Origin of the sequence: Rossellomorea oryzaecorticis (genome assembly GCF_045897515.1) — a bacterium.
GTDB lineage: Bacteria > Bacillota > Bacilli > Bacillales > Bacillaceae_B > Rossellomorea > Rossellomorea enclensis.
Genome location: NZ_JBJOSA010000033.1, coordinates 20,743 through 32,295, shown reverse-complemented (window position 1 = coordinate 32,295; position 11,553 = coordinate 20,743). Strand labels below are relative to the sequence as shown.

At 45.8% G+C, this 11,553-nt stretch carries 9 protein-coding genes; 2 read left to right on the top strand and 7 right to left on the bottom strand.

The window, feature by feature from the left end; all coding sequences use genetic code 11:
* Positions 1-39: 39 nt before the first annotated feature.
* On the bottom strand, positions 40-954 hold the full coding sequence (locus tag ACKA06_RS20965) for a LysR family transcriptional regulator (RefSeq protein WP_411160567.1): 915 nt from the start codon (positions 952-954) through the stop codon (positions 40-42).
* 115 nt (positions 955-1,069) lie between these two features.
* Here ACKA06_RS20965 and ACKA06_RS20960 point away from each other — a divergent pair, with 115 nt between their 5' ends.
* The gene (locus tag ACKA06_RS20960) at positions 1,070-1,693 is read left to right on the top strand and encodes a class I SAM-dependent methyltransferase (RefSeq protein ID WP_032088163.1); all 624 of its coding nucleotides are present in this window, start codon (positions 1,070-1,072) and stop codon (positions 1,691-1,693) included.
* A 368-nt stretch (positions 1,694-2,061) separates the two neighbouring features.
* Here the strand turns inward: ACKA06_RS20960 and ACKA06_RS20955 are convergent, their stop codons facing one another.
* From ACKA06_RS20955 to ACKA06_RS20945, 3 genes are all read right to left on the bottom strand, one after another.
* Positions 2,062-2,487, bottom strand: coding sequence for a RidA family protein (locus ACKA06_RS20955; RefSeq protein WP_198257379.1), 426 nt, complete (start codon positions 2,485-2,487; stop codon positions 2,062-2,064).
* 30 nt (positions 2,488-2,517) lie between these two features.
* The gene (locus tag ACKA06_RS20950; protein WP_411160566.1) at positions 2,518-2,868 is read right to left on the bottom strand and encodes a YciI family protein; all 351 of its coding nucleotides are present in this window, start codon (positions 2,866-2,868) and stop codon (positions 2,518-2,520) included.
* A 184-nt stretch (positions 2,869-3,052) separates the two neighbouring features.
* On the bottom strand, positions 3,053-7,168 hold the full coding sequence (locus tag ACKA06_RS20945; protein ID WP_198257377.1) for a phosphodiester glycosidase family protein: 4,116 nt from the start codon (positions 7,166-7,168) through the stop codon (positions 3,053-3,055).
* A gap of 249 nt (positions 7,169-7,417) precedes the next feature.
* Here ACKA06_RS20945 and ACKA06_RS20940 point away from each other — a divergent pair, with 249 nt between their 5' ends.
* The gene (locus ACKA06_RS20940) at positions 7,418-7,585 is read left to right on the top strand and encodes a hypothetical protein (RefSeq protein ID WP_156416133.1); all 168 of its coding nucleotides are present in this window, start codon (positions 7,418-7,420) and stop codon (positions 7,583-7,585) included.
* A gap of 50 nt (positions 7,586-7,635) precedes the next feature.
* On the opposite strand, the gene ACKA06_RS20935 is transcribed toward ACKA06_RS20940, so the two are convergent.
* The 3 genes from ACKA06_RS20935 to ACKA06_RS20925 all read right to left on the bottom strand — a co-directional run bounded on the left by ACKA06_RS20935 (position 7,636) and on the right by ACKA06_RS20925 (position 11,515).
* Positions 7,636-10,653 carry a carbohydrate binding domain-containing protein gene (locus ACKA06_RS20935; RefSeq protein ID WP_232353632.1) on the bottom strand — a complete coding sequence of 1,006 codons (3,018 nt, stop codon included), beginning with the start codon at positions 10,651-10,653 and terminating at the stop codon, positions 7,636-7,638.
* 372 nt (positions 10,654-11,025) lie between these two features.
* Entirely contained in the window at positions 11,026-11,358 is a 333-nt protein-coding gene (locus ACKA06_RS20930) for a hypothetical protein (RefSeq protein WP_197671132.1), read from the bottom strand.
* Between the two features lie 25 nt (positions 11,359-11,383).
* Positions 11,384-11,515: a hypothetical protein gene (locus ACKA06_RS20925; RefSeq protein WP_269751485.1), complete on the bottom strand. Its 132-nt coding sequence runs from the start codon at positions 11,513-11,515 to the stop codon at positions 11,384-11,386.
* Positions 11,516-11,553: the final 38 nt, after the last annotated feature.

The following is an 11,553-nucleotide window of genomic DNA, read 5'->3' as shown; positions in this document are numbered from 1 at the left end:
TAATTGATTAAAACGGGAAAACGGATGAACAGAAGGGTTTTAGAAAGCGACTTTTTCAGTGGTCCCTACCTGTCCCCATGACCCGCTTTTTACTGTTTTTACAAAAAGTTGTGCAGCCGGCGGCAGGGACTGTTCACGGTCCAGGCTGATCAATGCGATTTCTCTGTATAATACAGGCATATCGTTTGGTTCGAGCTTTACCAATATCCCTTTTTTAATGAGTTGCGATACCATGGATTCCGTGAGCAATGCTGCTCCCATTTCTTGTCGGATGAAGTCCAATGCGGTAGCCGGCGGTAATTCAATTGAGTCGGTTCCGAAGTGTATATGCGTCTTCTGCAAATGTTTACTCTCTTCGCTCCAATCGGTCATGATGTATGGTTTGCCGCTAGCAAAAATATCTTCTATTCCGTAACCCTTCATTCCGGTTAATGGGTGACTGTGATGAGCGACGAAGACGAGGGTTTCTTTGATTGTATGCAGCTTCTTCAGGTCTTTATTAAAAAACGGAGATGTGATTAACCCCATTTTAACGAATCCATCATAAAGCATATCGATGATTTGCTGGTTATGGCCTGTATGGATGGTCACATCGATGTCAGGAAAACGATGCTGCATCTCCATCACGATAGAGGTGAAAGGACCGTTTGTAAAAGTTGGGAGCGTCCCAATCGCGATCTCCCCCCTTGTCCCTTCTTTTATAGAAAGCGCCCTTTCTTTGCCTTTAGTCAGGATTTCAAGTGCCTGTCTTGCATATGGAAGGAAACCCTTCCCTAACTCTGTCAGCACCATCCGTTTACCTGAACGGACAAAAAGATATCCGCCGACATCTTTCTCTAACTCTTTTATCCTCAGGCTGATTGTCGGCTGGGAAACATCCAGATATCTCGAAGCCTTGCTGTATGACCCGAGCCTCGCTACAAGCTCGAATGCTTTTAACTGATTGATCTCCATTCCAACCACTCCATACTATAAAAATATTCAATAGTAACTATAACTTATATACGATTGTTTAATAGATATAAGAAAATTATAGTGTAAATACAGTAACTTTAGGAGGTATTTTTTTATGAATCTCAAAACAAGATTCCAGAACATCATTGATAACCAGTACGGCCTGCCTACGGGACTGCTCGGACGTTTTATCGGGGAAAAGATGATTCGCCAGCATCAACCGGAAACTCTTTGGACCATTCAAAATTTAAATCTTCAGCAGAATGAACGTGTCCTGGAGGTCGGCTGCGGGGCAGGTTTTGCATTAAAACAGATCTCCTCGATGAATGGCGGTCATCATGTGATCGGGTTGGATCTGTCAGAAACCCTCATTCAATCCGCTGCGTTGCGCAACAAGAAAGCAATCAGGCAGCATCGGATAAAGTTAGTCCACGGCAGTGTGGATGAAATGCCTTTTTATGATGACCAATTTTCAGCAGTGTACAGCATCCATTCAGTTTATTTTTGGAAAGATCTATTCAGTTCTTTTGAAGAAATACACAGGGTACTGAAGCCTGGAGGCAGAGTCATAATTACACTTTGCAACGGGAAAGAAGGAGATGAATGGACTTCGGTTAAACAAATGATTCATAGGGAACTGATCCCGGTAATGGAAAGTTTGAATTTTTCAGAGGTCAGAGTATTGGCCGGACCTGTTTCGAGGGGGTATCAGACGGTGGCTGTGATTGGGATAAAGTGAGAATCTCCTTGAAAAGTTATGATAGTTTGACTGTTTTAATGAAAAAAAGAGAGGATTTCTATCAAAATTAATTCTTAAGTCAATGTTGCAGGGACAATATAATTAAGACTATGAATATACAAATAGTTATCGTGCAGATTTCGGGATAATTGCGCCGGAATCTGAATAATTAAGCCACTTCCCGGATAATTGCGCCGGAATTTAAATTATTGCGCCACTTTGGCTGATATTCGCGCCACTTGTCGAATAATCTTTGCGCGTGGAACTGACTTACCGGGGCCAGGCCCACGCTATATTATATGATGTAACATATCCAACTCAGAGTAGTTTGGAGTCTTCATTGCCGAGTCCTACTTTGCCGCCCACTTCTATCTTCTTCTTACTCCGCCCTCCCTATCCACTGCCGCCACAGCCTCAATTTCCACCAACTGTTGTTCATACCCCAGCACCGTAACACCCGATAAGGTGCTCGGGACATCGTGTTCGCCAAACTCTTCGCGAATCGCGCTCCAGGAAGCTACTAAATCTGAGCGGTCCCCTGAAGCTACCAACACTCTCGTATAGACCACATCCTCCAAGGCTGCATCACTCTCTTTTAACACTTCCTTCAAATTCTCCACACACAATTTTGCCTGCTGTTCATATGTACTTGGATGTGGAACGTTCCCTTCCTTATCCAGGGGGCACGCCCCTGCCAAAAACAAAACATCCATCCCGGCAGGAATGCTGCTTGCGTAGGCATAATCGACGGATGCCAAATTGCCGGAACGAATGAATGTTATTTTTTTCTCCATAGTATTTCCCCCTTGTTATCAGTCAACACACTAAAATACCTGCCGCAATTCAATCTGACCTTCCCCTTCTCCCTGGGGATCCGGCATCCTCATCGCCCATTTGAGCGCTTCTTCCTTAGACTTCACATCAATCAGAATGAATCCGGCAATCAAGTCGTTTGATTCTTTAAAAGGTCCTTCCGTAACTACAGGCTTTTCATCAGGATCAGGATACGAAATGCGTATCCCATCTGAACTTGGGTGAAGTCCCTTAGCTATAATCCGAACCCCAGCTTCAACTAATTCTTCATTGTACTTCGTCATGGCATCCATCAGTTCCTGGCTCGGAAGGTTTCCGGCTTCAGAATTTTTCGAGGCTTTGACGATTAGCATAAACAGCATAATCTATCCTCCTTCTTTAAATCCTATCCTTTCAAATATTCTATAAAGCAGAAGGGTTTTCCTCTATATCCTTCTCGGTTAAAGGGTGATCTTCTTCCCCGCTGCAACATTTCCATCATATTTTCAAATTAAAAAAGGTGCCAAGCCCCTCCCGTTCACAACGGGTGCCTGACACCAATCCATCCTACTCTTCTTCAGCGTCTTTCAGATCGTATTCTTCATTCAGCACACTGAACTCATCAATCACATCGCCGTCTGATGTGCGGGTGATGAATGTGATGGTATCCTTATCCACCTTCGCACTCATATAGACTGCAATGTTTTCCATGTTGACGTATTCAAATTTCTCATCTGCCACTGCATCGTAGTGCTTTCTACCGGTAGTGCCTGCAACGACATAGACGGTACCATTTTCATCCTCCTTGCCTTCTCTCAGTTTCTTCGTTCTGCCGTACGCATGATCGTGACCGGAGAAGACGATGTCGATTCCAAGTTCATCAGCTACCGGGGGCAGTTTTTCCTTCATGATTTCATTGCCACCGAACGGATTCGTATAGTACGGAGGCTTATGGGTGACGAGTATTTTCCATGGTTTATCTGAACTATTCATATCTTTTTTCAGCCATTCCAATTGTTGATCTAATACTTTATCGTCACTTGTAAATCCAAGCACGCTAATGTGCATGTTATGATAATCGACTGAATACGTACCGCCTTTGTCCGTATCCGGACCATTCGCCGGCGAGCCCAGGATGGCTTTTGCTGTACTGGCATCACTGTCTCCCATATATTCATGATTACCAAGGGCTGATACAAGATTAGTCGTACGGATATTATCGTATTGACTCATCACCCCCAATACATCATCCCATTGGGTGAATTTAGAAGATTCATCGACGAGGTCTCCGACATGGATCATAAATGCCGGATCCTGTCCGTTGATATTGGATAGAATCTGGTCAAACAGGCTTAAGTCGGACGGTGATTGGGTGTCCCCCAATACCGAGAACTCAAATTGATTTTTTCTTTTCAGCGTAGTGAATTCCTGCATATCACTCCAGGTCTCCCCATTCCCGACCCGGTAAACGTAGGTCGTGTCCTGTTTCAGTTTCTTCAAAGTAACCTGATTCACGCGTGCGATGCCATTCTTGGTAATATCCAACTCCCCGGAGAATACTTGATTGCTCCATGATCCCTTTGCGGTGAGAAGGCCCTTATCACCTTTCTTGTCATAATCGTTTTTCCTTGCATATTGGATGACCGGTGTCTCGCCTTTTCCTAACGGGCTCGACATCCAGGTAAAGCTTTTCGATTTATATGGGTCATCGGTGGTCGGTGAAATAATATTTTTTATTTCATCCTCCTCCACTAAAGCCGGGTACGTCTGTGTTTCCATCTTGAATGAATATTTTCCGTCTTTCACTGAGAACAAGCTGATATTTCTGATCTCATTTGTGAGCGAATCCACGAGGAGTGAACCGTCGTCATTTGTTTTCCCAAGAAGTTTATCGTTTCCTTCGATTGTCGCAAAAACTTCCGCTCCACTGACAGGTTTGCCTTCCTGATCGATTACCTGGATATGTGCAGGCTCTCCTATTAACAGTGGTTCCGCTTCTACTTTAAGTGCAGCCTCTACTTCCACATTCAGCGGTTTCATCGAATAGGTTGGGATGAATGTCTCTTCCCAAGGTTGAACATAGGTGGTTTCCCCCTCGATCAACTCCAAATTCACTTTGCTGCCTTCTTTCGTGGATGCCGGCACCCTTATCGGAATAATGGCTGCTTCTTCTGTTTCGACGGTTTTCCCGCTGTTTTCGAGATGGAGGGTCAGGATACCCGTTTTATCATCATAGCTTGATGTGCTTCCAGCGAAGCCCGGTGAAAAGATGGTGTCTTCCACTGTAAAATTCCGATCCACTTTCAATGACAAGGCAGATTCAGAGATTTCAGCTGGATTTGTTGCTTTCACAGCCAGTTCAAAGGTGTCCCCTAAATATGCTTTCTCTTCAGCTTGAACAATTTCAATCTTTGGAGACCCTGTATTAACTGTAAAATATGCTGTTTTAACCGCCTGATTCCCAAATTTATCAGGCACCATCAGCGTGATTTGATGTGTTCCATCCGCCCACCCTAATCCGCTGAGAGAGATTGAGCCATCCATATCATAGGAAAAGTGCCCCTTACGCTTGGAATACTCTTTGCCGTCCACGTACAATTTGATCTTTTCCCAATCGATACCCGTTTTGTAAGGATCGTCTTCATACTCACGGACGTCTGCTTTTATATTCACCGAGCTGTTTGTATATTCCTTGTCTTCTGCATTTATGGACTCAATGACCGGAGGATACAGGTCATCGACTTTTTCTCCGTACACCGCACGTATATTATCAATATAAAGAGACCCTTTCGTCATAGGACCTGTAATGCCGGATTTCGTCGACATCATTCTGATGGCCTGGGTCCCGGAGATCTTGAATGGTCCTGTAAAGGATGCCGGGATCTCTGCCTCGATGTATTTCCATCCAACCCAGTCAATCCCGGGCTTCTCAGCGGTCAGGTTAACGGATTGATTCTTGTTGTTCCCATCCACAATCAGCATCCGGAGCCAGTACCCGTGTGCTTCCGGCGTTGCGTAGACCCACATGCCGATGCTTTGCGGATCCCCTTCAATCTCGGTAATCACTCCCGGACCGGCATAAACTCCGAGGGTCGTCCCTGTTTGTGCACCGGTGAAATCATAATCAAGCTTAAGTGACTGATCCCCAAATCGTACGGGTTCTGGATACTCCGCCAAGGTAAGGCTTCCTTTTTCTCCCCGGTTCGCTGTTGATGTCTTCCATGTACCTAAGTCCTCTTCGAAGTCAAATAGCACTTGTGGAAGCATTCCTACAGAGATTCTCAACTGAGCTGTCAAATCTGTCCCCTTTAGCCGGGCTGTGATGGTGCCGCTCACACTCTCATCACCCGTATGGAGGACCCCTTCCTCATCAATCGTGCCTAATCCTTCCGGTATGTCAAACTCAATGTCTTCCAACTTCCAATCAACTATCCGTTTTTCATATTTTGTTTGAAAACCTAACGGGATTTCACTGTTTCTGGCTGCCGTAAGTTCAGGGGAAGAGAAAGAAATTTTATCAGGAGCAGCAATCTCAATGATGCTTTTGCCTACCTCTTTTCCCTGATGGTTCAGCACTGCGTGAAATTGACCTGTTTTCCCATTGGATTGAAACACTCCATTTTCATCAATTGTCCCAAATGACGCATCAGATAATTCCCAAGACAGATCAGCGTCTGGAAGAGGGGCTGATGCCATGGACTTGTCCCTGCCTTTTGCACCGAAATCGATCGTAGATCCCGGAGTGAAGGATTGATCATAAGGGTAAACATATGCAGAGTCAAAGGTATGATCAGAAGGTTCTTCTAAGACGACAAGCCATGAGTTGGCTACACTTCTCTCCCCGCGGTCGGAGGGCATATTATCAATCTCGAGATCGTCACCTCCAAGTGTACGGGTTGTAAAAGTGGATGAACCGCCGCCATCCAGGTTAAGGGCCGTCACCGCGCCCAAATCAATCATCAATTGTGCCAAATCAGGCATGGATATCCCGCTTGAATAAGGCTCCTGTCTGCCGTCGATTACGGTAAAGAACACACTTCCATCCGCTTTGATCCCTACAGCCGTGCGGGGTTCCCTACCCGCTCCCGTTTTAGGAGTCTGATAGACTTGACTGTCCTTTACGAGAATCGCATTTCCACCGAGGGCTTCTTGCAGCTGATCCTTGACCACATCATATTCTGCTGTACTTCCAATGACGGCTTCACCGGACTTTTTGATGCCAAAAAAACCCCACCCCTGTCGAAGTTGATCTTTTATCCCGACTCCATCTTTAAACAGAATCCCGTTGGGTTCGCCTGTCGCCATATTATAAAAATCGGCGTTCACGGCAGCCACTACCTTATGGTTTTCACCATCGGCGGCACTTGCTTGCTGCCTGACAGGCTGCAGACCATACTCCTCGCCGTCATCAGGGGTTCCCGCTTCAATCGATACACTCGGATTCTGAACATCAACTTCCACTACAAAACTCTCAATCTTCTTCCCGTCACTTCCTTCAAAACTGTAATGCTTCTCCTTAACACCAGGTGCGAGATCGGCCCGGTATTCATTGATCGGTGTATGTACCACGCTGGAATCTAAATCGAAATCACCCAGTGCCCCTGCAACATTGGGCAGAACCATGCTGCCGGCAACTGCAAATGACAGAACAACAGGTACTACCTTTTTCAAGCATCTTCTCATCCCTCAGCCTCCTATAGCCATTTCCATATTTTGATTGGATTCATCAATAAATGACATCTATATCATAAAGGAAAATAATTAATAGAATGTAATTTATTTGTAAAATTCTGAAAAAGAGGTAATAGGGCCTATCCGTAGGAATTTCAGAGAATTTCTTAATGAATCTATTTATTTTGCAGGTAAAGATTCACCACTCAAAAACTGGGTATAGTTCTAACTATCTACTTTTATTAGAAAGGAATTTTTTCAATGAACCGCTGGTACTTCCCTTTCCTAATCGGCACCATCATCTTCGTAGTATTATCACTGATCGGCAAATTTGAAATGGCTTATATCGTTACGTATAGTGTTGGCCTCACACTGGGTTTTTTCCTGATGTACTGGTTGAATAGGAAAAAGAGGCAGAATACAGATTAAAGAAAATCATCACAAAAAGGGACTGCCGCAGCAGGCAGTCCCCATTTCTTCTATTCCTTCACACGAAGTACCACATTATCAATCGTGATTTCGTGTGCACCTGTAAATTGCCCCATTAAGAATTTCAGCGATACTGTATCATTCGCGCCCATTACAAACTCAAAGGTGTAGTTTTTCATCTGCCCATCCAACGAAATCTGGTCGGAGAAATAACGATAGTAACCCGCATTCTCAAGAGTCACTTCCATAGTACGTACAACCGTCGAACGCGCATCAAACGACAATTCATAGGTCAGTCCCTGGCCGAGTTCCAGACCCGCCTGCTCCGCCAGAACACTCCAGGTTTCCTGCCCCGCGTTCTGAATATCGACATTTAACATTCCATTATCTCCGTTAACGGCTGCAATGGCATCATTATGGATATAATGACTCCACGATTCCAGACCTGCTGCAAAATCCCCATTCCTCACCGGCTCCAACTCTACGTCAATCGACGTCTTTACCAGCCTCACATTATCTACATACACATCGCCAATCGTACCGCCAAGCTTTAACAGCAGCTGAGCAAACTCATCGCTCTCCCCCTCAGGCATCGTAAATGCGACCGTATGCGTTGACATCTCGCCGTTCAAACCGACTGGTATTGAATCCGAATAATTCACATTACCGTCTTCACTCACAAGACCGACCTCAATCGACCGGTAAGCTGAAGCACGAACATCGAACGTTAACTCATAATCCGCCCCTGCCTCAAGCTGTAAGCCAGTCTGCCTCACCACGACATCACCGGCAGCCGAACCGCCGTCGGTGATCCCGACATGCAGCTCCCTTGCTTCTTCAGACACATCGGCCGTCGCCGCTGCAGGCTCATTCACCACAAGATCCCAATACTTCAATCGCGTCATATCACCTTGATCAAAAGTGCCGTTATAAATGTGGTTGCCGTCAGGAAGAGGTGTTTTCGATGCCCCCTCGGGATCGACCGGCTCCACTTCCTCCAAGCGGACATTCCCTATCCATACCGGCGCATTCCCGTTCGCACCCATGTTGAACTCAAGTCTTGCCGCGATATCCGTAGCCTGGCGGTGTGTGAAGGTATACTCATACGACTGCACCTGATCCGTCAATTGGATCGTCTGCTCGCCCGAATAATTGGCGTACCCTCTTTCGGCCCCGCCCGACACTTTCGACATCATCGCACGATCCGTATTCGACTTCGCATCAAAGCTTACCTTATACGTGCCGCCTTCCGCCAGTGACACATTCTGAATCAATTGCAGCGCCCACAACGCATTTCCAGGATTCGAAACCGCTGTTTTGGCAAAAGAAACGCCGTCTGCCTCTTCCTTCGTGATTGTTCCGCTTCCCCCGAAGTCCGGAAGCGTTAAGAAATTCCAGTATGTCCCGTCCAGCGTTTCGCCGGACGCATCCACTACAGTAAATGGCTCCATATACCCTGCATCATAAATATAGTTTCCATCCTCAAGCGGGAACTTGGCCCCTTCAGGAAGCTCTTCCTTCACCTGTTCAGGCTCAACCGGATCCATATAATCCCTGCCCGTCAGCTCATACACACGGACATAATCCACTTCCATCTCACCCGGGAAAGGCGTCGTCCGGTCAGGATCTCCTCCATACCAGCCGCCAACCGCCAGATTCAGAATCACATAAAACTCCTGATCAAATGGCGCAGGGTACGCATACTTATCAGCCTGATTCGTCCCCTGGCTGAACCAGTCATTCAACGTCTGATAAAGCTGCCCGTCAACGTACCAGCGGATTTCACCAGGCTCCCATTCAATGGCATACGTATGATAGCCGGTCGTATCCTCACCCTCCGGAAAATGATACTCAGCCCCCGTATACGTGTTATTCGGGTACTCAGCTCCGTAATGGATCGTACCACCGATCTTGCTCGTATCCCTGCCGGCCGATTCCATGATGTCGATTTCCCCGGAAGTCGGCCAATTACCATACACACTATCTTCAGGCATCATCCAAAATGCCGGCCAGAATCCCTGACCTTCAGGCAGCTTCATCCGTGCCTCGAACTTCCCGTATTTTTTAGAAAACAAGCCCTTCGTCTTGAGCTTGGCAGAAGAATAATCATACGATCCGAACTCATCGGTGATCGGTCTTCTTTCCTTCTTTGCCTTAATCACAAGATTTCCTTCACGGATGAACGAATTCTCAGGGGAATCCGTGTAATATTCAAGCTCATTATTTCCCCACCCGGGAGAGATTCCCTTCCCGTTTTCATCCACCATCCAGTTCCCGATATCATACGTCCACTTCTCTGGATCGATTTCATTCGAAATGAATTCATCAGACCACACCAGCGTCCAGTCCGATTCAGTCGTACCGGCCTGATACACCGTGACCTGTCCAAGCTTTGATCCTTCGGAACGTACTTGATTCTGGACCTTCTCATCCATATAAACCTTCCCATCGACACGTACATTTTTCAACAATACATTCCCCGTCTGAGCGCCGGCTGTTATGTAAAGATCACCATTGATCTTTACATCCTGGAGTGTTACATTTCCTTGATTAACAAGCGCATTCCCCTTAACGGTCTCGCCCGAGTACACACCAGCCTTATGGTAAAAACCTTCCGCCTTATCGTTGAACAGTTGAATTGCATCCATCAGCTTCAGCGGCTGACTGCCATCCTCACCAGGAACGGACCCGCTGCCCGGCAGCAAAAACTCAACAACCTCATGGGCTTCTTCCTTCTTCACAGCCGAATTGGCATCTGCTCCTTCACCGAACACTTCATCCCAATATCCAAGCTCCTTCGCATACTTCAAGATACTCGCCTTATTTGAAGGCATTTCTTCCTTCCCATTGCCAACCAACCTATGAATAAGTGCCGCAAATTCCAGCCTGGACAACGCCTCATGAGGATCTTTCTTCAGTTTTCCTATCCCTTTGAAGATTCCTCGTTCCTCCCAGCGCTTCAACATCGCCTCATCCCCGCTGCCGACCGGCCCCTTTGCCCCCGCAGGCAGTACAACAGATAACGCCAGCCCCAACACAAGCATCACCATCACCACTTTGTTTCGCATTCCTTGTTTCCTCCCTTTGTTTGTATATGTGAAGAAGGGTTTAATTCCTTCTTAGCACCATCGCCCAATTACGAAACCGCATTCGTTTTTTGTTATAAAAAGATTTTCCTATGCAGCAGAACCTCAAGATGTGCATCACGGTTCAACAGCGAAACCGGTTTCGATTCAAACCAAAAGTAAAACGTCCCCTCTCATATAAAGAAAACGCTTTCTTAAATATGCCTATTCCTATAGCTTTTTCTACACCCTTCCCTATATTTCCTTTTACAAACAACGAAACCCTACGAAATACCCACAAAAAATACGCAATAGAAGTCATTGGAGGAGCCATGGGGACAGGTACCGCGCCCTAGAAAAATAAACCACCGTCGCTCACTTCTTAAGATTCATAACCAAAAACACCCCGGTAATGATAAACAGTAAATAAAAGATACCATCACTGATAACTGAACTACCGGCCTTCACCCCAGCCAATACAACTAAAAACCCAGCCGTCCAGATAATCTTAGTTTTCCTGACTATCCGCTCACTGATCCCCTTGCTGAAACGCGGGTAATAAATTCCCAGAACAAGGAGCACGATAATCGTAAAAATGTTGAAAAGCTGCGTATAAGCGCCAAACAGCTGGACCCAGCTCACTGCAAAGTATAACAAAATAGTAAACAGGACAAATAAGAAGAGATTGTATCTTATCAAGCTGCTCATGATATCCCTCCTATGTGAATAACCTTCATTCCTTATTTAACTCCCGCAATTCCTTTAGGATTTCTGTATTCGACTTATGTACTTTCCTTAATAATCCTTCGATCGATAACAAAACAAGTAAAAAGATAACAATCGCATTCAGCATAAAAATTTCCATCTGCTCACCCCTGAATGACTTAGAAGTTTTATAGTATG

Excerpts from the sequence above, each read along its gene's own strand:
- ACKA06_RS20955 (WP_198257379.1), bottom strand. The coding sequence starts at position 2,487 with ATGGAGAAAAAAATAACATTCATTCGTTCCGGCAATTTGGCATCCGTC.
- ACKA06_RS20930 (WP_197671132.1), bottom strand. The coding sequence starts at position 11,358 with ATGAGCAGCTTGATAAGATACAATCTCTTCTTATTTGTCCTGTTTACT.
- ACKA06_RS20960 (WP_032088163.1), top strand. The coding sequence starts at position 1,070 with ATGAATCTCAAAACAAGATTCCAGAACATCATTGATAACCAGTACGGC.
- ACKA06_RS20935 (WP_232353632.1), bottom strand. The coding sequence starts at position 10,653 with ATGCGAAACAAAGTGGTGATGGTGATGCTTGTGTTGGGGCTGGCGTTA.
- ACKA06_RS20925 (WP_269751485.1), bottom strand. The coding sequence starts at position 11,515 with ATGGAAATTTTTATGCTGAATGCGATTGTTATCTTTTTACTTGTTTTG.
- ACKA06_RS20940 (WP_156416133.1), top strand. The coding sequence starts at position 7,418 with ATGAACCGCTGGTACTTCCCTTTCCTAATCGGCACCATCATCTTCGTA.
- ACKA06_RS20965 (WP_411160567.1), bottom strand. The coding sequence starts at position 954 with ATGGAGATCAATCAGTTAAAAGCATTCGAGCTTGTAGCGAGGCTCGGG.
- ACKA06_RS20945 (WP_198257377.1), bottom strand. The coding sequence starts at position 7,168 with ATGAGAAGATGCTTGAAAAAGGTAGTACCTGTTGTTCTGTCATTTGCA.
- ACKA06_RS20950 (WP_411160566.1), bottom strand. The coding sequence starts at position 2,868 with ATGCTGTTTATGCTAATCGTCAAAGCCTCGAAAAATTCTGAAGCCGGA.